This is a genomic window from Mucilaginibacter phyllosphaerae (genome assembly GCF_004378255.1).
Classification (GTDB): domain Bacteria; phylum Bacteroidota; class Bacteroidia; order Sphingobacteriales; family Sphingobacteriaceae; genus Mucilaginibacter; species Mucilaginibacter phyllosphaerae.
On the sequence record NZ_SNQG01000005.1, the window covers coordinates 63,344 to 89,226 of the forward strand.

18 protein-coding genes are annotated in these 25,883 nt (G+C 45.2%); 6 read left to right on the forward strand and 12 right to left on the reverse strand.

Annotated features, from left to right (window positions below):
• Window positions 1-437 precede the first annotated feature (437 nt).
• Window positions 438-623 (forward strand): hypothetical protein, encoded by a 186-nt coding sequence (locus E2R65_RS13805; protein WP_134337070.1) that lies wholly within the window; start codon window positions 438-440, stop codon window positions 621-623.
• A gap of 85 nt (window positions 624-708) precedes the next feature.
• Here E2R65_RS13805 and E2R65_RS13810 read toward each other — a convergent pair whose 3' ends face one another.
• Window positions 709-1,425, reverse strand: a complete 717-nt coding sequence (locus tag E2R65_RS13810; protein WP_134337071.1) for a pyridoxine 5'-phosphate synthase — start codon at window positions 1,423-1,425, stop codon at window positions 709-711.
• Between the two features lie 82 nt (window positions 1,426-1,507).
• Here E2R65_RS13810 and E2R65_RS13815 point away from each other — a divergent pair, with 82 nt between their 5' ends.
• Entirely contained in the window at window positions 1,508-2,497 is a 990-nt protein-coding gene (locus E2R65_RS13815) for a polysaccharide deacetylase family protein (protein WP_229704673.1), read from the forward strand.
• A 209-nt stretch (window positions 2,498-2,706) separates the two neighbouring features.
• On the opposite strand, the gene E2R65_RS13820 is transcribed toward E2R65_RS13815, so the two are convergent.
• On the reverse strand, window positions 2,707-4,317 hold the full coding sequence (locus E2R65_RS13820) for an aminopeptidase P family protein (RefSeq protein ID WP_204986318.1): 1,611 nt from the start codon (window positions 4,315-4,317) through the stop codon (window positions 2,707-2,709).
• Between the two features lie 171 nt (window positions 4,318-4,488).
• On the opposite strand from E2R65_RS13820, the gene E2R65_RS13825 reads away from it, so the two are divergent.
• On the forward strand, window positions 4,489-7,221 hold the full coding sequence (locus tag E2R65_RS13825; RefSeq protein ID WP_134337072.1) for a PAS domain S-box protein: 2,733 nt from the start codon (window positions 4,489-4,491) through the stop codon (window positions 7,219-7,221).
• Window positions 7,221-7,625: a DUF5655 domain-containing protein gene (locus E2R65_RS13830; protein WP_134337073.1), complete on the forward strand. Its 405-nt coding sequence runs from the start codon at window positions 7,221-7,223 to the stop codon at window positions 7,623-7,625. Before E2R65_RS13825 ends, E2R65_RS13830 begins: the two co-directional genes overlap by 1 nt.
• Window positions 7,626-8,502: 877 nt before the next feature.
• On the opposite strand, the gene ahcY is transcribed toward E2R65_RS13830, so the two are convergent.
• From ahcY to E2R65_RS13850, 4 genes are all read right to left on the reverse strand, one after another.
• The gene (gene ahcY, locus E2R65_RS13835; RefSeq protein WP_134337074.1) at window positions 8,503-9,819 is read right to left on the reverse strand and encodes an adenosylhomocysteinase; all 1,317 of its coding nucleotides are present in this window, start codon (window positions 9,817-9,819) and stop codon (window positions 8,503-8,505) included.
• Window positions 9,820-9,963: 144 nt separating this feature from the next.
• On the reverse strand, window positions 9,964-10,350 hold the full coding sequence (locus E2R65_RS13840) for a hypothetical protein (protein WP_134337075.1): 387 nt from the start codon (window positions 10,348-10,350) through the stop codon (window positions 9,964-9,966).
• A gap of 7 nt (window positions 10,351-10,357) precedes the next feature.
• A complete protein-coding gene (locus E2R65_RS13845) occupies window positions 10,358-10,540 on the reverse strand; it encodes a hypothetical protein (protein ID WP_134337076.1) in 183 nt (60 codons plus the stop codon).
• A 144-nt stretch (window positions 10,541-10,684) separates the two neighbouring features.
• Window positions 10,685-11,536, reverse strand: a complete 852-nt coding sequence (locus E2R65_RS13850; protein WP_134337077.1) for a M23 family metallopeptidase — start codon at window positions 11,534-11,536, stop codon at window positions 10,685-10,687.
• Window positions 11,537-11,746: 210 nt separating this feature from the next.
• On the opposite strand from E2R65_RS13850, the gene E2R65_RS13855 reads away from it, so the two are divergent.
• A complete protein-coding gene (locus tag E2R65_RS13855; RefSeq protein ID WP_134337078.1) occupies window positions 11,747-12,157 on the forward strand; it encodes a BrxA/BrxB family bacilliredoxin in 411 nt (136 codons plus the stop codon).
• 95 nt (window positions 12,158-12,252) lie between these two features.
• Here E2R65_RS13855 and E2R65_RS13860 read toward each other — a convergent pair whose 3' ends face one another.
• The 6 genes from E2R65_RS13860 to E2R65_RS13885 all read right to left on the reverse strand — a co-directional run bounded on the left by E2R65_RS13860 (window position 12,253) and on the right by E2R65_RS13885 (window position 23,146).
• The gene (locus tag E2R65_RS13860) at window positions 12,253-13,782 is read right to left on the reverse strand and encodes an alpha/beta hydrolase-fold protein (protein WP_134337079.1); all 1,530 of its coding nucleotides are present in this window, start codon (window positions 13,780-13,782) and stop codon (window positions 12,253-12,255) included.
• On the reverse strand, window positions 13,782-15,242 hold the full coding sequence (locus E2R65_RS13865; RefSeq protein ID WP_134337080.1) for a serine hydrolase: 1,461 nt from the start codon (window positions 15,240-15,242) through the stop codon (window positions 13,782-13,784). Before E2R65_RS13865 ends, E2R65_RS13860 begins: the two co-directional genes overlap by 1 nt.
• 5 nt (window positions 15,243-15,247) lie before the next feature.
• Window positions 15,248-17,722, reverse strand: coding sequence for an ABC transporter permease (locus tag E2R65_RS13870; protein ID WP_134337081.1), 2,475 nt, complete (start codon window positions 17,720-17,722; stop codon window positions 15,248-15,250).
• Window positions 17,723-17,736: 14 nt separating this feature from the next.
• Window positions 17,737-20,139: an ABC transporter permease gene (locus E2R65_RS13875; RefSeq protein ID WP_134337082.1), complete on the reverse strand. Its 2,403-nt coding sequence runs from the start codon at window positions 20,137-20,139 to the stop codon at window positions 17,737-17,739.
• Window positions 20,140-20,420: 281 nt separating this feature from the next.
• Window positions 20,421-21,797: a 3-keto-disaccharide hydrolase gene (locus E2R65_RS13880; RefSeq protein ID WP_134337083.1), complete on the reverse strand. Its 1,377-nt coding sequence runs from the start codon at window positions 21,795-21,797 to the stop codon at window positions 20,421-20,423.
• Between the two features lie 23 nt (window positions 21,798-21,820).
• A complete protein-coding gene (locus E2R65_RS13885; protein WP_134337084.1) occupies window positions 21,821-23,146 on the reverse strand; it encodes a Gfo/Idh/MocA family protein in 1,326 nt (441 codons plus the stop codon).
• Window positions 23,147-23,311: 165 nt separating this feature from the next.
• Here E2R65_RS13885 and E2R65_RS13890 point away from each other — a divergent pair, with 165 nt between their 5' ends.
• Window positions 23,312-25,798, forward strand: coding sequence for a M1 family aminopeptidase (locus E2R65_RS13890; protein WP_134337085.1), 2,487 nt, complete (start codon window positions 23,312-23,314; stop codon window positions 25,796-25,798).
• Window positions 25,799-25,883: the final 85 nt, after the last annotated feature.

Sequence of the window (25,883 nt, forward strand, 5' to 3'; positions counted from 1 at the left end):
CTTTTACTATCCTTATAAAAAGGAGCTTATTATTAATTACTGCATTACCGAAATCGCAGCTATATATAAGCCTCATTTACGAAACCTGCGAAAGTATCCATACCGGGGCTAGGGGTTTACTATTATATTGTTGATCTAAAAAGCTGCAATATACTATCGGATAGCCTAACCATTCTACGATAGGCGAATGGCATAAATTTTTATTAAAATATTTTACCCAACTTACTATAAGTTAATAATTTATAATTAACTTGCCTTAAACATTAACACCACCCTAATTATATAACAAGGCAGTTAATTTTGCACTGATTAAACAGTTGCGCCTTTATCAAAACTAAATTTTTTTAACTAACTATAGCGTCTTACGGTAATTGAGCCTTGTACCGGTAATAAACCTCGGCCAAATCAGTAAAAACTAAAACTTAAAAAAACATCTGATGAAAAAACAACTGACAAGAACAGAAATGAAAAACGTAAGCGGCGGTAAATTACCAACCCCTCCGGGATGCACCTGCCAGGCGCCGCCGCCACTGTTAACTTATGGCTGTACTTACACACCCAACCAAACACAATACTGCCAGATAGGGCAAGATTTGGTATGCTGCAGCAACCCTGAAGCATAGTTGTTAATTTAATTATCAAATGGCGCACTATTTAAGCAATTAATAGTGCGCCATTTGTTTTAAAAGCCTTTTATTTTAAGCTGCTTTAGTTCAGCTGCCGTAAATACATCTGGATGGTATTCTCTAACCCGTAATATAAGGCATCGCTTATCAGCGCATGGCCTATGCTTACCTCATCAAGCGCAGGGATATTTTGGGCAAAATACTGCAGGTTTTGCAGGTCAAGATCATGGCCGGCATTAATGCCCAGGCCAAGTTGATAGGCGGTTTCGGCAGCTTTAACATAAGGCGCTATAGCCTGTTCTTTGTTCTCAGCGTAGTGATGCGCATAGGCTTCGGTGTAAAGCTCAATCCGGTCGGTACCGGTGGTGGCCGCGGCTTCTACCATCTCTGTAACCGGGTCAACAAATATAGATACACGGATACCGGCGCCTTTAAACACCTGTATCATATCTTTTAAATACTGCTGGTTTTTGATCGTATCCCACCCGTGGTTTGATGTTATCTGGCCCAAAACATCCGGCACCAGGGTAACCTGCTCGGGCTTGGCGGCCAGCACCAGGTCGATAAATTTTTGCTCCTGGCAGTTGCCTTCAATATTAAATTCGGTGGTCACTATTTTTTTCAGGTCAAACACATCCTGATATCGGATATGCCTTTCATCCGGCCTGGGGTGCACGGTTATACCTTGTGCGCCAAAACGCTCACAGTCTTTAGCAACTTGTACCAAATTGGGGTTATCGCCACCGCGCGAATTTCGCAGGGTGGCTATTTTATTGATATTTACAGATAATCTGGTCATGGCGAACGGTGTTTAGGGCAAATATCATTATTACTACCCTAACAATTGAAATGTTTTTGTGATTGTGTTACTTTGCATGATTATGAAAGCGCTGCTCCGGATTGTATTTGTACTGTTAACCTTGTTTTATAGCTTGCCTGCCAATGCGCAGGTAACTTACGGCAATATTAAAAACTACCAGGCTTATTATGGCTGGGCAAAACGTTACCCGCAAGACTGGCTGATACTGCGCCGCTTTGAAAATAACGGCAAACCTTACCTGCTGATGGTGAACCCGCAAACCCTGCAAACCAAAGTGAACGATGCCGGGTTTTACCAGATAAAACCGATGAGCTTTGCAGAAGCACGCAAATTATTCGGCAGCACACCCTACCAAAAGGCACTAAGCAAGGCCGAAAGCCAATCGGTTACGATACAGGATGCCGGTATAGAGCGCGGCCTGCCCAAAGAAACCGGCATAAGCCTTACTGCCGACCTTTGCCCATCGCACCGCCCGCTGGAGAGGAAACTTTTTACCGATCTTATCAATGGTTTTAGCCGGGTAGAAAAGCCCGTGCCCATTGCCCTATCTGTTAGCGGCCTGTGGATGAAACACCACATGCAGGACCTTGCCTGGTTAAAACAGCTGCAGGCCAATCAGCAGATCTACATTACCTGGATAAACCACTCCTTTAACCATCGCGTTAGCAGTACCAACCCGCTTAAAACAAATTTTTTACTGGAGCCCGGCACAGATATTAACTACGAAGTTTTAGAAACCGAAAAGCTGATGCTGGCTAATGGCTTGCTGCCTTCGGTGTTTTTCAGGTTTCCGGGGCTGGTGTCAGATCAGCAGCTGGTGTATCAGATAACCGGTTTTGGGCTGATACCTATTGGCACCGATGCCTGGCTGGCCAAAGGGCAGCAACCGCAGGCAGGCAGTATTGTACTGATCCACGGCAATGGCAACGAGCCCGTAGGTGTAAATGATTTTATAAAGCTGCTGCAATCAAAAGCAAAAGCGATTGCCGGCAAACAATGGCTGCTTTACGACCTCCGCGAAACCGTTGAAGAAGAAGCAGAGGTGAAATAATACATATTTAATTTATCGAACGATTAGTGAAAGCAAGTCTTCGACGGGCTACTGACTAACATTGTGTAAATTGTCATGGCGATCTTGTCGAACCATTAGCTGCTTTGTTAAGTATTCGACAGGACCATACTGACATGTATTTATATGTAGTAGTTCAAAAACAAGAGAGCCCCGATTTGCATCGGGGCTCTCTGATATAATAAGTAATCCTATTTAAGCGGCGGGAATTTCGCACCGTCAAATATACTGTTTTGTGCGGCCATTTTCTCAACTTCCTGCCAGGTGCGCGGTGCATCTGCAGAAAGGTTGGTAAATTTATCCTTACCTATTAAAATATCATCCTCTATCCGCACCCCAATGTTCCACCATTTTTTGTCGCAGGGGCTGCCTGCGGGGATGTAGATGCCCGGCTCTACAGTAATCACCATATTCTCTTCCAGGTTACCGTCATAAGCGCCTTTATCGTGCACATCAAGCCCCAAATGGTGCGATACGCCATGCGGATAGTATTGCCTTACATCTTTGGCATCTTTAATTATACCTAACTTAACCAGGCCTGCACCAAGCACTTCGCCGGTTTTTTCTTCCAGCGAGGCATAAGGCACACCGGCCTTGCACATTTTAATCACCGTTTCCTGCGCATCATATACCAACTGGTAAATGGCTTTTTGCGCTTCGCTGAATTTGCCGTTACCCGGCACGGTACGGGTAACATCGGCCGAGTAACCATGGTACTCAGATCCTACATCAAGCAATACCAGCTGGTTATTCAGCATTTGTGCACTGTTTTCTTCATAATGTAAAATACAGGCGTTAGCGCCTAACCCAACAATTGGCGGGTAGCCTTCATCTTCGGCGCCATATTTTTTATGTACATACAGCAGCACCCCTTCCAGTTCGCGCTCGCTCATACCGGGTTTTATGGCTTTCATCACCTCGGCATGTGCTATGGCCGATAGCTGGGCCGATTTACTTAAAAGCGCCAGTTCTTCGGGTTGTTTAATGCCGCGCAATGCAACGGTCATATCATTAAACAGCGCCATCGAACCAAACTGCTCTTTAATTTTAGCCTTAACGCTTATCAGGGTAGCGCTATCCGGCTTGTTGGCCAGCTGCTGTATAAGTTCGTTGCCCTGATATACTTCGGGTTTCAGGCTCCTTTTTAAATAATTTAATACCTGCGGGATGTTTTGTGGTGTGCCACGGGCGGCAACCATGTTAAGGCTGTTCACCAGGCTTTTATCTACTTCCGGCAGGCTGGCTTTTCCTTTAAAGGTTTTAACCAAATAATCTAATCCGGCATCCTGGCCTATATCATCCGGCAGGTCATCATAAATAATGGTTTTAAACTTCTTAAAATCTATAGGGAAATTGCCAAAAGCTTCGCCATTGTAGGCATACTTAATGCCAAGCTGCGCCTTTGCACCTTCCGCCCCCAGGCGGCGGCCCGTCCACGATTCGCGCTGCGGGTCGCGCTTGCGTACAAAAAGCACTTCGTTATAACTACTATCGCCCTGCCCCTGCATATCTTTAAACACCATCAGCATGGCATCGGCCTCTTTATAACCGGTAAAGTAATACAGATCGGGGTTGGCATGATAAACGTAGTTTACATCTTTAGAAAACACACGCTCGGGATAGGCAAATACTACCGTTACCGAATTGGCAGGCATTAAATTGCGCAGCGCCTGGCGCCTGCCTGCATGAAATTCTTTGCTCAGATAATCTTTAGGCAGGTTTTGGGCCCCCTGCGAAAAAGCTGTAACCGCACCCAGGCATAAGGCCGCGGTTACCATGTTTTTTTTGTTAAATAGTTTCATTTGGGATTAGGTGTTATAAAACGGATTAAGTTACAAAAATTTATTAAATATATTTTCTGCACGGTGCCTTAGTTACTACCTGTGGTTTGCTTTATTTTTCAATAAGCGCTTTGTTTAATCAATACATAAAACTAATTAATCAATATATTCGTAAACATTGTATCAACTATTGTGAGCACTTCTCCTACACCGGCCAACGAAAAAGAACGCTTAAAAGCGCTGGACGACTATGACATATTAGATACGTTAAGCGAGCACGAGTTTGACCGGCTAACCGAACTGGCATCTATCATTTGCGAAGCGCCTATCTCGCTTGTATCGTTATTGGATGAACGGCGGCAGTGGTTTAAATCGGCCGTGGGGCTGCAGGTTAAAGAAACTCCGCGCGATTTAGCCTTTTGCCGCTACACCATTACCGACGCCCAATTTTTAGAAGTAGGCGACGCCACACAGGATATCCGTTTTAAACACAACGCCCTGGTAACAGGCGACCCGGATATCCGTTTTTATGCCGGCTACCCGCTTATAGACCCAAATGGTTACGCGCTGGGCACTTTGTGTGTTATTGACAGGGTACCCCGCATATTGACCGACCGGCAAAAACGCGCGTTGCAACTGCTGGCCGAAGAGGTAATTGCCCTGATTGTAGAACGCCGCAAGAAACAGGACCTTAAAAATGTAGAGAAGCTTTTCCGTTCATCCAACGATTTGGTTTTTGTTGGCAGCACAGATGGATTTTTTAAACGCGTTAACCCCGCCTTTACAAAGGTTTTGGGCTGGAGCGAAGCACATTTACTCCACACACCGGTTTTTGAACTTATACACCCGGACGATATTGCAGCAACCGAACACGAGCTTAAAAATTTAAGCCTTGGCCATGATACCATCAATTTTTTACAACGCTTAAAAACTATTAACGGCGATTTTAAAACCATTGAGTGGACCGCCACCCCCGAAACTCTTACGGGGAACATCTTTGGCATTGGCCGCGATGTATCTTCTATTGTGATTAAAGACAAGATGCTGGCCGAAAGTGAAGAAAAACTCCGCATTTTCTTCGAAAACTCGCAAGGCCTGATGTGCACGCATGACCTTAATGGTGAATTTTTATCATTAAATACTGCTGGGGCTGCCATTTTGGGCTATACGCCCGAAGAACTTTTAAAAATGGGCCTGTATGATATTGTGCCTCAGGAGCGCCATGCTTTTTTAGATGCTTACCTTAAACAGATTACGGCAACAGGCCAGGCAAAAGGGCAAATGCTTACCCGGCATAAAAATGGCAGTTTAAAGGTATGGCTTTATAATAATACCCTGCAAACATCCCCGCGCGAGGGCACCTACGTTATTGGTAACGCCATTGATATTACCGAGCGCTACCGCCTGGAGAAGGACCTGGAACGCACCAAAGAGATATTAGAGCAAACTAACCAGGTTGCCCGCGTGGGCGGCTGGGAATTGGATATACAGCAACAAAAAGTTTATTGGACATCTGTTACCAAAGAGATACACGGTGTGTCTGCCGGTTATGAGCCGGACCTGGCAACGGGTATTGATTTTTATAAAGAAGGCGACAGCCGCAACCGCATAAGCGCCGCTATTGAAAAAGCCATTGCCGACGGCACCCCCTGGGATGAAGAACTGCAAATAATTAACGCGCAAGGCAAGCAGCTTTGGGTGCGTGCGCTTGGCAATGCCGAATTTACAAACAGTGTATGCAACAGGCTGTATGGCACGTTTCAGGATATTAATGATTATAAGGCGGCAGAACTGGCCCTCAAAAAATCTGTAGAAACGCAGGAGGCGCTAAACCTGGAGCTTATGAAGCAGGTAGCACTGGTTAAAGAGCAGGATAAAACGATAGAAAAGATCCAGGAATTTAAATTCCTGGCCGACTCGATCCCGCAGATCATCTGGACATCGAACCCGGATGGCACCATGGATTATTACAACAAGCATTGGTTTGATTATACCGGCATGAGCATGGACGATACCCTGTTTTATGGATGGGAACCGGTGATACATAAGGATGATGCGGCGGATGATTATAAAAAGTGGCAGCAATCGTTGGCTACGGGCAACCCATATAAATCCGAAGTGCGTTTTCGCAGGGCGGCGGATGGTGTTTATAAATGGCACCTGTCTCAGGCCACACCCATGCGCGCTGCCAACGGCACCATTTTAAAATGGTTTGGGTCTTGCTATGATATTGATGAGTACAAGCGCGCTTTAGATCTGGAAAACCGCATAAGCCAGTATGAAGATTTTAACCGTATTGTGGCGCATAATCTGCGCGGCCCCTCGGGCAGTATCCGCATGATCCTGAATATGATTGCAGAAGCTGCCGACGAGCACGAAAAAGAAGAATTGCTGCAGATGCTGAACCAAAGCAGCGAAACCCTTAACGAAACACTGAATGAACTGATGCGTGTGCTGGAAGTGCGCAACAGTAAAAACATAGCCTACGATACCTGCAACCTTAACGATATGGTAAAAGTTACCGGCACCATGTTAAAGGGGCAAATGATAAGTAAAAACGCTGTTATTACTACCAATTTGCAGATAACCAGCATGCAGTTCCCTAAGATGTACCTGGAGAGTATATTTTATAACATGGTAAGTAACTCGTTAAAATACAGTAAGCCGGATGTTGCGCCGGTAATACACATTACATCACAACTGGCAAACGGCCGTATGAGCCTAACTTTTGCAGACAACGGCCTGGGCATCGACCTGAAAAAACATGGTAAGGATATGTTTAAACTCAACAGCGTTTTCCATGCCGGGCATGACAGTAAAGGCATTGGCCTGTTTATGACCAAAACCCAGATAGAAACCTTTGGCGGCAAAATAACGGTAGAAAGCGAACCCAATGTGGGCACCAAATTTACCATCGTATTTTAATGCCATACACCTGCCCCAAATGCGACCGCGAATTAACCGGCCAACACCAGCGGCACTACTGCGCCCGTGTAAATCCGGATGATCTTTTTAAAGGCAAGCCTGATGAACTGATCTTGCTGTTTGATAAACTATTGGCAGAAGTTGCCGGCTGGCCCGATGTGCTGGTTGGTGTTACCCCCAACTGCATCACTTTTGTGCACAGGCAAACCTTCTTCGTGATCCGCCCGATGCAAAAACAGCTGGACCTAAAATTTTATTCGGCCACCAAACTGGATGAGCCGCCGGTTATCAAAAGCACCCAAGCCACAGCCAAACGATTTGAAAACCACATCAGGTTAAGCAGCACTAATGACTTAAGGCCGCAGCTGTTTACCTGGATAAGGGAATCGTATGGATTGTTGTAGAAAATAAATCTTAATGATTGAACATATTGTCAGTTTGACTTAACAAAGCGACTAATGGTTCCATAGGCCCACCACCACCATGTCAGTCTGAGCCTGTCGAAGACTTAGCAAAGCAGCTAATGGTTCGACAGGCTCACCATGACATGCTAAAACAAAAATTGTCATTTTGAGCTTGTCGAAAACTTGGCAAAGCGACTAATGGTTCTATAGGCCCACCACCATGTCAGTCTGAGCCTGTCGAATACTTAGCAAAGCAGCTAATGGTTCGACAGGCTCACCAGGACACGCTAAAACAAAAATTGTCAGTTTGAGCTTGTCGAAAACTTGGCAAAGCGACTAATGATTCTATAGGCCCACCACTACCATGTCAGTCTGAGCCTGTCGAATACTTAGCAAAGCAGCTAATGGTTCGACAGGCTCACCAGGACATGCTAAAACAAAAATTGTCAGTTTGAGCTTGTCGAAAACTTGGCAAAGCGACTAATGGTTCTATAGGCCCCACCACCATGTCAGTCTGAGCCTGTCGAAGACTTAGCAAAGCAGCTAATGGTTCGACAGGCTCATCAGGACATGCTAAAATAAAAATTGTCAGTTTGGGCTTGTCGAAGACTTAACAAAGCGACTAATGGTTCCATAGGCCCCACCACCACCATGTCAGTCTGAGCCTGTCGAAGACTTAGCAAAGCAGCTAATGGTTCGACAGGCTCACCAGGACATGCTAAAACAAAAATTGTCAGTTTGAGCTTGTCGAAAACTTGGCAAAGCGACTAATACTTCGACAAACTTTATCGCCACAAAGCAAAGCAGTAAATCTTTCAATCAAAAAAGGGATATGGCTTGCACCATATCCCTTTTCTCTTATTTAAATACTTTTAGCTTAGTAACGGTAGTACTCCGGTTTAAACGGACCTTCAACGGTTACGCCGATGTATTCGGCCTGGTCTTGCTCTAAAACTTCCAGTTCCACACCAATTTTTTCTAAGTGTAAACGGGCAACCTTTTCGTCGAGGTGTTTAGGCAGGGTGTAAACTTTATTTTCGTAAGCGTTGGTGTTTGTCCATAACTCAATTTGTGCCAGGGTTTGGTTGGTGAACGAGTTACTCATTACAAAGCTTGGGTGGCCTGTGGCGCAGCCTAAGTTTACCAAACGGCCTTCTGCCAATACAATTACATCTTTACCGTCGATAGTATATTTATCAACCTGTGGCTTAATCTCTATTTTGCTATCGCCATAAGCGCCATTTAACCAGGCCATGTCAATCTCGTTATCAAAGTGGCCTATGTTACAAACAATGGCTTTATCTTTTAATGCGCGGAAGTGGCTTTCGCGAACGATGTTTTTGTTGCCTGTTGCTGTAACAACAATATCAGCTTCGGCAATGGCGGTAGAAAGCTTTTTAACTTCATAACCTTCCATAGCTGCCTGTAAGGCGCAGATAGGGTCGATCTCGGTAACAATAACGCGTACACCGGCGTTGCGTAAGCTATCGGCAGAACCTTTACCTACATCACCGTAACCGCAAACAACACCAACTTTACCGGCCATCATCACATCGGTAGCACGGCGGATGGCGTCTACCAATGATTCGCGGCAACCGTATTTATTATCAAATTTAGATTTGGTAACAGAATCGTTAATATTGATGGCAGGCACCAATAAGGTACCGGCTTTCATACGCTCATATAAGCGGTGTACACCTGTAGTAGTTTCTTCAGATAAACCTTTGATGCCTGCGGCAAGCTCCGGGTATTTATCAAAAACCATATTGGTTAAATCGCCGCCATCATCCAATATCATGTTTAACGGTTTGCGGTCTTCGCCAAAAAATAAAGTTTGCTCTATACACCAGTCAAATTCCTGCTCGTTCATCCCTTTCCAGGCGTAAACAGAAGTGCCGGCAGCAGCAATGGCAGCAGCAGCATGATCTTGTGTGGAAAATATATTACATGACGACCAGGTAACTTCTGCACCCAGTTCTATCAGGGTTTCTATTAAAACAGCTGTTTGTATGGTCATGTGTAAGCAGCCTGCAATACGTGCGCCCTGTAATATTTTAGCCGGGCCGTATTCTTTACGCAGTGCCATTAAACCAGGCATTTCTGCCTCAGCCAATTCAATCTCTTTACGGCCCCAAGCGGCCAGTGAAGGATCCTTCACTTTACTTTTAACGTATGCAGTTTCTACTAATGACATATAATTCAGTTTTTGAGATGCAAAAATAGTGAATATTAATATTTTAATGAAATTGGATAGCTTAACATTACCCGGTTATTGCAATAGCATGAAGATTGATAAGCAGCAGCCTTAATTTGCAGTAAAGGCGCGGCTTTGCGGTTGTTATACTTCGGTGCTTTTGGTTGAGAATTTATCTGAGCTGAATACAATGTATAAAAACATTGCTGCCACGGCATACGCCCAGAAAGCATTATAAGCGATAAGGAAGGGCTCGCTGTTGCCCCTGAATTCGCTGCCCATAAAAGGGTAAAGCATAATACAGGTAAAAGAAAGGCAGTAAACAATTGTGAAAACAATTAACTGCTTTATTTTAGCAGATAATTGTTTATGGTAATACAATGCCAAAAAGGTTGCAACGATAAGGTACTGGCTGATATCTTTAAGATTGTTCATCTTCATGTAATACAGCCCGTCGTGATTACCTTGTATTAAAAAGAAATAACCTACACGGGTTAAGATGATCCAGAAACACAGTACAATTATCTTCATTTACCGGTTACGCGCATGGGGTAAATACGCCTTGTTTATCGCAAACACCGCACCTGCCTACGTGGTCGGCCTCGCAATACTGCTGTTTGGTTAAATCGGCAGCGGCACCCAGTACATTTTTCATGGCATCTCTGGACAGGGCAGTAAAATTCACGCTTTTAAGATCCTGGTTTTTTAACAGTTTTTTCATAACGGTAGATTTAAAATTGTTTAGCTAATATAGTACTTATTACTATTACAAAATAATATATCAAATAGTTTAGCAATATAACGTAAAACAGCAACAAATGGATTTACGTTTGCGCACCTATTTTGCAATAATTATCAAGCTGCCTTACATGTTTAAACTTAAATACTGTTTGGGATTTACCGGGTGGCCATTCTTCCGGATCTCGTAATGCAGATGGGGGCCTGTGGAGCGGCCTGTTGAACCAACTTTACCTATCATATCGCCAACGGTTACGCGCTGCCCCTCTTTAACGTTTATTTTGGATAGGTGGCCGTACCAGGTCTCCAGGTTATTGGCATGGCGTATCTTTATACAGTTGCCATAGCCGCCTGCCTTACCTGCAAACACCACCCTGCCGCTGGCGGTGCATTTAACCGGGTCGCCGCGGTGGCCTGCAAAATCAATACCGGGGTGAAACTCGCGCCCGCCAAAATCAAACGGGTTACCGCGCGAGCCAAAAAAAGATGTGAACGAGCTTAACCTTGGGTAGCCCATAGGCACATAGGCAATATTGTTTACCAGCCTATCCAGGTAGTTACTAAAATCGGCATACAGCTTGGTATCGCTTTTGGGCTTATCGCCAACGTTTAGTTTACGGAATGATAAGCCGCGCAAACCCCGCTTGCTCATATAATTGTTAATAGTTTTTAGTTTGGATTGGATATCCTGAATATAAGAAACAGCCTTACTGCGGCTGCCCTCTTTTTCGGCGTTAACCAGCAGTGCATCCTGCGTTTCTTTATCTATCTGCACCTGCAGGGCAACCACCTGCGATTGCAGCCTGCTGTTTTCCTGCCTTTGCTGTAACGATTGCGTGCTTAAGCGCACAATGGCTGTCATCAGCACCATTACCACAATTAACACGGCGGCTACCGCTGCTTTAAGGCTGTTAATATGCTTTGCTTTTACCTGTACAATACGCGGCTGGGCGTTATTTTTTTTCGTAATAATGCCCATACCTAAATCTTTAATTTTAAGTTCATTCTATAGTTTTAATTAGGGTTAAAACAATAAGTACGCAATATAATAAATCATCGCCATAAATTCCGGCTCACACTTCCCCCTGTTATTATAAGCGAAACGTCAATTATTACGGATTATTCTGATTACGGGTTGTTTTTATTTTGAATTTGATATTTTTGTATTGAATTTAAGCGAAGTAAAATTATGTACCCAGAATATTTAGTTGCCCCAATGCGGGAAGAATTAACCAAAGTTGGTTTTGAAGAATTAAAAGATGCCCAATCTGTTGAGCAGGCTATTAAAAGCGAAGGCACTGTATTTGTAATGGTAAACTCGGTTTGTGGCTGCGCTGCAGCTAATGCACGCCCTGCAGCACGCGCCGCAGCAGCAAATGAAAAACACCCGGACCGCCTGGTTACCGTTTTTGCAGGTATGGAAAAAGATGCCGTAGATGCTGCCCGTAACCTGATGTTGCCTTACCCGCCATCATCGCCATCAATGGCTTTGTTTAAGGATGGTAAACTGGTACATATTATAGAGCGCCACCAGATTGAAGGCCGCCCGGCACAAATGATAGCTGATAACCTGATTGGTGCGTTTGAGCAATATTGCTAAGTTCAGTAAATACAGATTAGCGAGTGGAGATCAGTTCTCTGACTTTATAAAAAAACCGATGCTGTGCATCGGTTTTTTTTGTGGTTAAATTTTATTTAGCGTTGACTGTACTGCAATTGTAACGGAATAACTGTCGCATCTTTTTTCAGCGCACTTTTAGGTGTTACATAAAGTAAATTTAACTTAGGTGGGCCTGCTTTATGCCAATATTGTATCCGGAAGTTATGGTAGCCTTTTTTTATGGGTAAGATGTACGATTGCCCGCTTTTATGCAATTCATCTGCTGTTATAACGGGCTGGTTGCCTATCCACAGGCTTGCTTCTGTGTTTGCATCCATAATAAAAATGTAATAACCATCTTCTTCAATCTTCATCTGGCCGCTTATGATCAGGGCAAAATTGTTTTGCTGGGGTAGTTTTTCGATGTTAAAGGTGCTATCGGTTATGCCCTGCTTAATTGGTTTTATTTTCTTAAAATCGGGCAGCTTAAGCCATGTACCTTCGTAATAATCGTATTTAAAACCGCCCGGCTTGGCATTCTTTTGCATTTTTGCCGGCAGTAGCCAATCTCCTGTTTTAAAATTACCGCTTGCGCTACTGTTATAACGGCTGCGGTTGGTAATGCTTTTAACTATAAGTTTGGCCGGTGCAGCTATTTCAATATCTGATACTACTTTAGGCGAGGCTAAGGTGGGCTCGGTGCCATCGGTAGTGTAATGTATTTTAGCGGGGTCATTATAATACCAAATTTTTAATGGCGTATCTTTTAGCACGATGCCATTCACAGGCAAAAATTCAACACCCCCGCTATAACCCGAATAGGTGAATTTTAAACCATCGTAAATACTTTTAAACCTTACCGAACTGTGGGTTTCGTCCGGGTAAAGCATACTTTTCCATATCAGGTTTGCCGGGGCATCTTTTTTCAGGGCCGCGTTCATACTGTCAATCCTCATGGATGCACCGTCGGCACCCTCGCGCCCGCTGATGAAAAGCGTGGTATTTAGCCCGGCTAAGGCGCGCAGCTTAAAATGCGCTGCTTTAGCTATATAACAGTTGTCCCACCATATACTGGGGTCAACCGCTATAAAAGATTTGAAAGTTGCGGGCTCGTTCAATAGCGCATACATTACAAACAGCCCCCCAAAAGAGTGCCCCCAAAGGGTATTATCTCCGTTACACGGATATTTTTTGTTGATGTACGGAATAGCCTCGTTTTTAATAAAGGCCAAAAAATTGTTTGCCCCGCCGGATGTTTTCCAATCGGCCAAATGCGTAGGCGTAAGATCTTTATCCCTGTCTATCCCCAAAATGCTTACCACAATAGTGGGCGGCATATTGCCTTCGCCTGCTACAAAATGCTGTATGTAGTTTATTAAACCGGTATTCCAGTTTCCGCCGTCAAGCACATAAATTACATCATATTTCTGGCTGCTGCCCGGCTTGTAGCCAGCAGGTACAAAAACCTGCAAAAACCTTTTCTGTTTAAGTATTGCTGAACCGATACTGTCAAGCTTACCATATTCCTTATTAATAATAACGGTATCCTGTGCTTCAGCAACATGGGCTATATTAAGCGTTATCAATAGTGCCGCCAAAAAAAAATAAAATCTTCCTGCAATCATTACTCTATCCTTTTTGCATCGTTTACACCACCCTGATAGATGCGGCAGGTTATCACTTCGCCTTTTTCATTCTTGATAAACTCAATTTCTACAGGCGCAACCTTCAGGTAAAATTTGTTTTGGGCTTCGGCAAACAGGTCCAGCCTGGCCTGGCCGGTTGCCTGCCCGTATAGCTTGTTTCCTTCCCGGGTGATCATCAGGTTAAAGCCGGGCCTCATTTCGTATTTACCCACATAAGTTTGTAATACAGCGCTGTCAACAATAGCGGTCTTATAAATTTTGGAACGATACAGGCCCTTAAAATTGTACACTTTGGCTACGCTGTTTATAATTTCGTTATTGATGGCCCCCTCATCTGAGTTTACCATCACTACCACACCGTTACCACCTTCCAGGCTGCCAAAATACTGGCAGCGGAAACCCTCGTTAGCACCGCCGTGTTCAAAATATTTAGTACCCTCAAAATCGTTTATAAAAACACCCAAAGCGGCAGATTTATCCATATACGGCGTAAGCCTTAACCGGGTAAATGCCTGGTTAAGCACCTTGCTTGATTTGCCCTGGTAAGCCAGCTGTGTTTCGATAATGTATTTAGCCAGGTCGGTAGGGTTTGTCCATAAGCCGGCGGGGGCTTCTTCGGGGTAAATGTTGTATTTGCCCTCAAGCTCGGCGCCATCATTACGGTAGCCGGTAGCTAATATTCCGGCTTTGGTATTTACCGGGGGCTGGGTATAGGTGCTGCCCGTCATCCCCAAAGGTTTCAGCACCTGCTGGTACATATATTTATCATACGGCTGGTGCGTAATATCCATCACCATTAATTGCGTTATAGTTGTGCCGCCGCCAGAGTATTCTGACCGTAAGCCGGGCTCAAACATCGATCGTACAGCATCTGAATTGGCCGGTTTGGTGCCATTTAGTATTTGCACTATAGTTGGCAGCGTATCTTTATGGCTGTAGCCCCCAAAGCCGTGCACCGTTAAACCCGCGGTATGACTAAGCAGGTTTTTAGTATTGATGATCTTTCCCCTGGCTACCGTATCATACGGAAATTTCCAGGTGGTAAGATATTGGTTGATGTCTTTATCCGCATCCAGTTTACCATCTTGCACCAGCTTTAAAACCCCTACTGCATTTAAGGATTTACTGATAGATGCCGCCTGGAAAAGTATTTGAGCAGTAACCGGTATTCTCTTGCCTGCATCGGCCCAGCCGTAGCCCTTTGCCCATTCCATTTTATAATTACGGATAACGGCCACAGTTACACCATTCACCTTGTAATGTGCCATCCGTTCCTGAATGGTCCAGGGTTGCTGCCCTTCGGTCTGGATCAAGCCTATCAGGTTTTTTTCTACCAGTGCAATCTTTTTTTGAACCGAATCCTGATGGGACGACTGGCCCTTAACCCCCAACCCTGCCGCTAACAGCAGCAGCATGGCGTATGCTGTTTTCCTGATCATGTATATCACTCTGCTTTTAAACTTTTAATGGGGTTGGCAAGCGCTGCTTTGATGGCCTGTAAACTAATTGTAGCCAATGCCATAATTAATACCGATGCCATAGGAACAATAAAAAACCACACGCTAAAGTTAATGCGGAAAATATAGTTTTGCAACCAGCGGTAGCTGCCCCAGTAAGCCACAGGCACTGCAATAGCACATGCCAAACCCAGCAAGCCAATAAAATCTTTTGATATCAGCAGCAGGATGTTGGGTATAGATGCCCCTAATATCTTACGTACGCCTATCTCTTTAATGCGCTGGTTAACGGTTATAAGCGTTAACCCAAATAAACCCAGGCAGGCAACCAAAATTGCCAGGCCGGAGAAAAGACTGAATATTTTACCAAAGTGCTGCTCGGCCTTGTACTGCTGATCAAAAAACTCATCCAGAAAAAAATAATCAAAGGCAGCATCCGGGAATACGCTTTTATAGGTTTTATTTATCTGCGCCATGGTAGCAGGCAAATCTGCCGTATTTACCTTCAGCTCGTAATGGGTAACGCTGGATGGGTCTATCAGCCTGAAAACCGTTGGGGTAAAATCTTCTTTTAAGGATGTTTGATGAAAGTTTTTAACAACCCCGGCAATTGTGTTCTCAAATATGCGGCCGCGCCCGTTTTTGGTTTGGATGATTTTGCCTACGGCATCCTGCGGGTTCTTAAACCCTAACGATACTACGGCTGCTTCATTCAGCATCATGGCCGAACCTGCCGACCGTGCTGCTGCAGAAAAATTGTTCCCGGCAATTATCTTCACCTTAAACTGGTTTAAAAAACTACTCCCTATCTCCAGCGTGGGCAGCCTGATGCTCTTTTCTTCTGCTGCATTTTGGGGCCGGGTGTAAGCCATTGTATAATTGATAACCTCGCCGGGGATGCTTGATGACGATGTTACACCCTGTACACGCGGGCTGCGCATCAGTTCTGTTTGAAAAACACTGTCCCTATGCATAAAATCCATCGCCTCGGCATCATTCTGCCTTACATTCTGCGGGGCCATCAATACCAGCGTTTGTTTCATATCCATACCATTATTGCCGGTTTTCATATAATTTACCTGGCTGTAAACTACCAGCGTACCTATCATAAAGGTAATGGTGGCCGCAAACTGAAAAACCACTAATGATTTACGCAGCGAGATACCTTGCCCCCCGGTTTGAAACCTGCCCTTAAGTATTTGTACCGGCCTGTAGTTAGACAGGATAAGCGCCGGGTAAAATGCCGACAGCAAAATGCCGGATAACAAGCACCCAACAAAGCCGGCTAAAAACAGCCCGTTTTGCCAAAGCGTAAATTGGATGTTTACACCGCACAATGCGCTAAACCAGGGCATCAGCATCATTACAGCCACTACGGCAATAATTACGCTGATACTGTTCAACACCAGCGATTCTAACAAAAACTGGAGGATAAGCTGCAGCCGCTGCGAGCCTAACACCTTGCGGATGCCTACCTCCCTTGTCCGTTCAATGATTTTAGCGGTAGTAAGGTTGATGTAATTGATATAAGCGATAATTAAAATTAAAGCCGCAATAATACCCAGGTACCAAACCATATTGCCATTCCCGCCGGGGCTTATCTCATCGCTAAGGTTAGCATACAGGTGAATATCCCGCAGGGGCTGTAAGGTTAAAACGATGCTGCTTAAATTGCTTTTGCCCTGTGTAAAACTGGAGTTTCGGATCTTATCATTCCCGGTGCTGTGCCTTTTTATAAAAGCCGGCAGCATTGCCTCAAACATTTTATGGTCTGTTTTGGGCGATAGTAAAAGATAGGTGTAGGAGTCGGCATAAACCCAATCGCCGGCCTGCAGATCCTGCGACACCAGGAAATCAAACTGCAGGTGCGAGTTGGCAGGCACATCTTTACAAACACCGGTTACCGTAGCGGTAATATTGGTGCCCGATACATTCTGCTGAATGCGGATGGTTTTGCCAAGCGCATCCTGCCCGGAGAAATATTTTTTGGCGGTGGTTTCTGTCAGCACAACCGCGTTGGGGCCATCCAGCGCCGCTGTTGTTCCCTCCACCATCCGGAAGGAGAACATTTTAAGGAACGAGCGATCTGCCAGGTACAAATGCCGTTCGTTAAACGCTACAGCATCTTTGCCGGCCTGCTGTGTGCTTACCTGCCCCTCCAGTTTAGATACACGGGTCTGCTCTGCTACGCCCAGTATCTCGGCCTTTATTGCCGGCCCAACTGCCGAGTAGGTTTTTGGGGTATTTTCTATCAGGCTTCCATCCCTGTAATTTTGATGTTTAACGCGGTAGATCCGATCGGCATGTTGTTGAAAATCATCAAAACTTAGCTCGAAGCTTATGTACTGCACAATTAGCAAGGTTGCAACCATACCAATTACCAGGCCCAATATATTAATAGCCGAGAACAGCCTTTGGCGGATTAGGATGCGCCAGGCCATTTTTAAATAATTATTGATCATACGGGTGCAGGTTATTATTCTGTTTTTAAACTTTTAACCGGGTTGGTAAGCGCAGCTTTGATGCTTTGGTAGCTTACCGTTAATATGGTTATGGTAATGGCGCCAACTGCCGTCAGGGCAAAGATCCACCAGGAAAGCTCGGCCCGGTACTTATAATCCTGCAGCCAGTTATGCATAAAGTAATAGGCCGTTGGTATGGCAAACAGTAAGGCGATACTTACCAGGATGATAAAATCTGCAGACATCAGCTTCCATAAATTAAATACCGATGCCCCCAGTACTTTACGTACGCCGATCTCTTTGATGCGCTGCTCGGCCATAAACGATGCCATGCCAAATAAGCCCATACAGCTGATAAAGATAGCGAGCAGGGTAAAAAATCCGGCCAGTTTGCCTACACGCTCTTCGTTGGCAAACTTTTTATTGTACTCGTCGTCGGTAAATTTATAATCGAACGGGCTGCCCGGGTCATACTGCTTAAATACAGCTTCAATCTTGCCTAAAGCTTCGCGGGTGCTCACTTTTGGGTTTAAGCGGATGTCAACTATCCCCCCGTCGAAATTTTGCAGGATAAATATACTTGGCTTAACCGGCTCATAGGGCGACGACATGACCATATCTTTTACCACGCCTATTACTTTATACTTGCCTCCCCACTCAATTATTTCGCCTACGGGATGCTTAAAGTTCATGAATTTGGCCGCCGACTCGTTCAGGATCATCCCGGTAGAATCGCTTACGAAGGCCCTCGAAAAATCGCGCCCTTCAACAACCTTCCACTTAGCCACCTTTCCAAATTCATGCGTAATCCTGATGGTACCGAAATCGTCTTGCAGGCCGGCCGGTTTGCCACGCCAGGTAAGGCCGCTATTGTTAGAGTAAACATCCGTTAGCGGGCTGCCGGATTCGGCCATTTCTTCTATCACGCCGCTTTGTAACAGATCGTTACGCACAGCGGCAAAATTTTTATGAATATCGTCAGATTTCATGTTCATCTGCAACAACCCGGTGCGCTCATAGCCTACGGCCCTGTTTTTGGTATGCTGCACCTGCCTGAAAACTACAATAGTGCCTATAATAAGCGTAACCGAAACCGTAAACTGCAGCACTACCAGTATTTTACGCGGTAAAGCGGCATACCGCCCCGCCTTAAAAGTGCCTTTTAAAACTTTTACCGGCTGAAACGACGACAGGTAAAAGGCCGGGTAGCTACCGGCAATCAGCCCCGTAAGCAGACTAAAGCCCAAACCCATCAGCCAAAATACCGGATTGGCCCACAGCACCGTCATGGTTTTATCGGCCACCTGGTTAAACCAGGGCAGAGTAAGCAATACCAAAATAACCGAAAGCAGAAAGGCAAATGCCACCACCATCAGCGATTCGCTGAAGAACTGGCCTATCAGCTGGCTGCGTAACGAGCCTACTGTTTTGCGGATGCCTACTTCTTTGGCGCGCTTCTCTGACCGGGCGGTGCTCAAGTTCATGAAATTGATACAGGCCAGCAGCAATACAAAGGTGCCTATGATGCCGAACATCCAAACAAACTGTATGGCCCCACCGGTATTAACCCCATCCTTAAATTCGCTGCGCAGGTGCCATTTATCCATAGGGTGCAGAAATACTACCGGCTTAAACGAAGCGCCAACCTTATCGCCGGCCAGGGCGATATTTTTTTCTTTGATGCCTTTTATGCGTGCGCTGACTTTTCCAATATCGGCATGATCATTTAATTGCGCGAAGATCTGGAACGAGTTGTTACCCCATTGGCTTGCAGATCTTTTCACCCAATCCTGCGATGACAGGTACAGGTCCCACGGCAGGATCATTGATAATTCGTTAAACGAAGAATTATGTGGGATATCTTCATAAACGCCGGTAACCTTAACCAGGTCCTTGTTATCAAGTTTCAGGGTTTTGTTCATCGGGTCGGCATCGCCAAACAGCGCTTTGGCTACCTTTTGAGATAACAGTACAGATGATGGGTCTGCCAGGCCTGCGCGGGTACCCTTCAGCATTTTCAGCGAAAGCATTTCGGGTGCTTCGGCCTGCATAAAACTACCTTGTTGTGTTATCTTTTTATCGCCGAGGGCCAAAATATGTTCAAAATTCCAACTGGAAAGTACGGTGTATTTAAAATCTTTATCCTTGCCGGTGTAATCATTACGCAGCATGGTACCCAGCGGTATGGGCATAGCTATCTGGCTGCCTACCTTGCCGTTAAAGGTTTGGTGCTGCCATACCTGCACAATTTTATCGTGGTTTTTAAAGTACTTATCGTATGATACCTCATCCCAGATCCAAAGCCCGATAAGCATAGCCACCGCCATACCTACCGACAGGCCTGTTACATTAATAAATGTATGCGCTTTGTTTTTGGTAAGGTTACGCCACGATATTTTTAAGTAATTTTTAAACATGATGATTTAAGTTTGGTAGGCAAATAGGCAGCAAGCAAGCTTGCCGCAAGGCATATCGTATAACATATGTGCCAAATTTACAAAATACTAATTATCAATTACTTAAAATCAAATAATGTTATAAAACCGTTCGTTTACGGACGGTAGGGTGTTCGGATATAAACAGGTATGTATGAATAATTTACCGATGTTATGGTGAGCCTGTCGAACCAGTAGCAGCATCGCCAAGTCTCCGACAAGCTCAGACTGACAAAAGTGTCCAGCATGACAAGAAGAAAAAGCTATTTGAGCTCCTTTATCTTCACGCTACGATAATCCACATCAAAGCCATGGTCCTGTAGCAGGATATGGCCTTGCGGGGCTTCGCCAAAATCTTTCCAGATCTTATACTTGCTGATGGCTACCAGGTCGCGGTAAGTTTTGGAGCCGCGGTCATACTCCAACACTTTTACACCGTTCAAAAAATGGGTGACATGATTGGTTGGCGACACCACAATGCGGCCGGTGTTCCACTCCCCTATTTTGTGGACGAAACGGGGCTGTTTTTGGGCCGGAATAAGGTCATATAAGGACGCCAATTTGCGGTTGCCGTCCCTGCCCAGTTTGGCATCGGGGTGCACTTCATCGTCCAGTACCTGGTACTCCAGGCCAATGGCCGAGCCTGTGGTTTTTTCGGACAGGGTAACAAAATACTTCACCCCGCTGTTTGCCCCCCTACTCATCCTGAACTCGAATGACATATCAAAAGCCTTGTACTGGCCATCGGTAATAATATCGCCGCCATTAGCCGCCTCGCCGCCGTTAGCACCAATTACCGATAGCATGCCGTCCGCAACCTTCCACCCCTTAGTTGGAAAGGCCATAGATGATGCACTGCGCCAACCATTCGGCGTTTTACCATCAAACAGCAGCTTCCAGCCATCCTGCTTCTCGTATGGCGATAGTACATTTGGCTGCAGGTTAACCACATATACATCTTTAGCAAATGGCTGCGGTTTAAGGTTAGTAGTTTTAATTTGGATGTTTTTAAAGAAGATCTTTTTACCTGCTTGTTGCTCATTATCAATAGCATGTACCTGTAAACCTATAAAGCCGCGGGTATCTATGGTATCTACCACATAAGCAGTAGCAATGCCGTTTATCCAGGTTTTTGTGCTATTACCAATGCACTCTATTTTGATGTGGTTAAACTGCCCGTTCTTCCAGGCAGATTGCGCCTTGGCGTTCAGTTCCATTGGGTACAGCCAGTCGCGGCGGCCTTCGTCATAGATACCGCCGGTCCATTTGCGGTCGCTGGGGTCAATTTCGCATTGGCGGCCATAAACCAGCCCCTTGCCATCGTGCCCGGCAGCATCAAAATGGCTGCGTAGCTGTATGCCCGAGTTGGTAAGCATGCTTTCTGTTTTAGCATCCAGCTCCAGGATGAAATCGCCATATTCCTTTTCGGTTACTAAAAAGGTGTTGCCGCTATTAAGCACCGCAGTGCCGGTAATGCCGCCATTTTCCACCTTGTATTCGGCTTTGCCGGCCAGTATCTTCCAGCCATTCAGGTTCTTACCATTAAACAAGTTAATGTATCCGGCTTTATTTTGTGCCGATGCGCTTTGCATACCGGCAGCAATTGCCACCACAAGTAAACAGGTTTTAAAGTTTCTCATAAATGTATATTCAGGCTGATATATTAAACTTTCAAATTCCATCCGGGTTCGTACTCGCGGCCCCAAAGTTTGGCGGCTTCGGCATCGTGCAAAATGTGCCCGTTTGATGTATCGAGGTTAAGCACCCTGCCAACCCGTTGGGCAATGTTACCCAACTGCGGTATTAAGGTAGACCGGTGCCCGTTGATGATGGTTTGGTTTAGTTTCTCCTCCCCGCGAATGGCGTTCACAAAATTTTGCAGGTGTACTCTATCCAGCATTTCTGTAGGGCTTACCTTATTGGTTGCATCCACCGGGGTTTCGTCCTTTATTTCTTTTACAAGCTTGTTATCATAATCAAATACCTGATAGCCGTTACCACCGCCATAATTGATGGTACCATGGTCCCCATAAAACACAACCCCTCGCCCCACCCCTTCAGAGTTAAAAGCGTTGCAGCTGCGCCCCTCCCAGGATAGCGCCGTATTGTTAGGGAAATTAGCTAATATCGTTTGCGTATCAGGCGTTTCCCAATCATCTTTAAAGGCAAAACGGCCGCCGCTTGAGGTCACCCTGTCAGGGAAATCAACACCCAACCCCCAGCGCATCACATCAATTTCGTGAGTACCATTGTTCAAAGCTTCGCCTGTTCCCCAGTTCCAATGCCAGTGCCAGTTATAGTGGATCAAATTATCTTTATACGGCCTGCGCGGGGCATAGCCTTGCCATAGATCGTAATTTAGGTTGGCAGGAACAGGCACTTGTTTACCAATACCAATGCTTTTACGGTTATTTACATACCAGCCCCTTGCAAAATAGGCACGGCCAATAATGCCGCTGTGTAATTCGGCCACCATTTTTTGTACGTTATCAAAAGACCGGCGCTGGCTGCCCATTTGCACCAGCTTATTATACTTTGCTGCTGCTGCTATCGCCATTTCACCCTCGTGCGGGTTATGGCTGCAGGGTTTTTCTACATAAACGTGTTTGCCTGCCTGGCAAGCCAGAATGGTTGCAGGGGCATGCCAGTGATCGGGTGCGGCAATAACCAGGGCGTCCAGATCATTCTTTTCTAACAATTTGCGCACATCGGTTATGCCCTGTGGCTTTTTACCGGTTATTTTTCCAATTTCGGCAATGCACCTGGCCATAGCCACACTGTCAACATCGCATATATAGCCTATCTCTACATCAGCCAGGGCAGCAAACTTTTGTGCCAGGAATGCGCCCCTGCTGTTTACGCCCATAACGCCCAGCACCACTTTTTTAGCCGGGTTGCCTTTAAAAATACCGGCCATAGCCAGGTTTTGGCTTAATACTAAACTTGTGCCTGTAAGGGCTACGTTTTGAATAAACTTTCTGCGTTGCATAACAAATAGGTATTGGTGATGTATAAGCGCAATAATTGGTAAGGCTAATTTAGTAGTTTAATAGTTATTCCTTGTAACATTAATCTTACTTAGCCGTCTTAAATCAAATAAAAACTAATATTTTAGCTTTTATTATGCATGCATATTAAATCAAACCAAAACTATATGAAAACTTTTTACGCTGCCATGCTGATCGGCAGCATCAGTGCCTGCGCCTTAAATAGCGCAGTTGCGCAAACTACCCCACCTGCAGACCCTGCACTAAAGATCTATCGCGAAACCCCGCCAAAGTACAGCGACCTGGTGCACACTAAACTTGATGTGCGTTTCGATTACAAAAAACGGTACCTGTATGGCAAGGAATGGGTTACCTTAAAACCACACTTTTACCCTACCGATTCTTTAAGCCTGGACGCCCAGGGCATGGATATAAAAAATGTATCTATTGTTAAAGCCGGTAAAAATACGCCGCTTAAATTCACCTACGATAGCCTGACCATCAACATACAGCTTGACCGTACCTACCGCAATAACGAAAGCTACACGGTTTATATTGATTACACCGCTAAACCAAACGAACTTAAAGCACAGGGCAGCGCTGCGATAACCGATGCCAAAGGTTTATACTTTATTAACCCCGACGGTACCGAAAAAGATAAACCAACCCAGATATGGACACAGGGCGAAACCCAAAGCTCATCGGCCTGGTTCCCTACGATTGACAAGCCGAACCAGAAAACTACCGACGAGATCACCATGACCGTTCCGGCCAAATACGTTACACTGTCAAACGGGCGTTTAGCATCGCAAAAACTTAATGGTGACGGCACCCGTACCGATACCTGGAAAATGGAATTGCCACACTCGCCATACTTGTTTATGATGGCTGTGGGTGATTTTAAAATAACCAAAGACACCTGGAAAGGCAAAGAAGTGAGCTATTACCTGGAACCTAAATATGCGCCCTATGCCAAAGATATTTTTGGCTTTACACCAGAGGTGATCGATTTTTATTCAAAAACCCTGGGGGTTGATTACCCCTGGAACAAATACTCGCAGATAGTAGTGCGCGATTATGTGAGCGGTGCGATGGAAAACACCAGCGCTACCCTGCATGGCGACTATGTACAGGCTACCAAACGCGAGTTGATAGATGCCTATTACAGCCAGGGCCGCAGCACTATTGTGCACGAACTTTTCCACCAGTGGTTTGGTGATTATGTAACTGCCGAAAGCTGGAGCAACCTATCGGTAAATGAATCATTTGCTGACTTTAGCGAAACCCTTTGGGCCGAATATAAATATGGCAAAGATGCCGGTGACGCGCATATCTACGAGGACAGGATGAACTACCTGAGCCAGCCTGAACTAAAAACAAAAGACCTGATCCGTTTTCACTACGGCAACAAAGAGGATATGTTTGATGCGGTTACCTATCAAAAAGGCGGCGCCATATTATATATGCTGCGCAACTACCTGGGTAATGCTGCATTTTACAAGGGCTTAAACATCTACCTAAAATCAAACGCCTTTAAAAATGGTGAAGCACATCAACTGCGTTTAGCCCTGGAAGAAGCCAGTGGCCGCGACTTAAACTGGTTTTTTAACCAATGGTACTTTGGCGCAGGCCACCCGGTGCTAAACATCACCTACAAATGGAATGATGCTACCAAAACACAAACCGTTTACCTAAACCAAACCCAGGATGGCGATGCATTTACAATGCCTTTAGCTATTGACGTTTATGCAGGCGGCAAAATGGACCGCCGTAAATTCTGGATGCGCAACAAGGTAGATAGCTTGGTGTTCCATTCGGCAGTTAAGCCAAGCCTGGTGAATGTGGATGGTGATAAAATGTTATTAGCCAAAAAAACAGATAGCAAATCCATCGAGGAGTTTACCTTCCAATATTTTAACGCGCCGTTATTTTTAGATCGTTTTGAGGCTATTACCGCCGCTGCCAAGCAACAAACTAATGCAGGCGCACGCAAAGTAATTATTGCAGCTTTAAACGATAAGTATTACGAATTGCAGATAAAAGCCATTAAAGCGGCTGATATGACCAATGATGATGTACGTAATGCTGCCCAGCCTGTTTTAGTTAAACTGGCACAAACCGACCCTAACACCCTGGTTAGGGCAGCGGCTATTACAGCTTTGGGTAAGCTAAAGGCATCCGGCAATATGAATTTGTTTAAGCAGGCTTTAAACAGCCAATCATACGCGGTACAGGGCGCGGCCTTATCTGCCATAGATATGCTCAACCCTACCGAAGCTATGAGCCTGGCAAAATCATACGAAAAAGATAGCGAAGGCGCCTTAAAACAGGCTATATTGGTTACTTATGCCACAAGCGGTACCGATGAACAATACGATTATGTGTACAAAGCATTTACCGAAGGCCAGCCGCAAACTCAGTTTAACCTAATGAAAAAGTTTGCTGATTTTACAGGGCGTGTTAAAAGCTCTGAGCAGGCACAAAAAGGCATAAAGGCCATTGCTGATTTTGGTACCAAATTTAAAAAATATGGCGTTGCCCCACAGGTAGTGCAGATATTAGGCGGCATTAAAGAAAGCAGGACCAAGCTTAATGATACTGCGGCTGTAGCTGCTATTGATAAAGCAACCGTTGATCTGCAAAAAGCAGAATAAGCTTTCAGAGTAAACCCTATAAACGCCTTCCCTAATCAGGGAGGCGTTTTTTTATGGGTGCTATTTTATCAGCATCAAAGTGTAA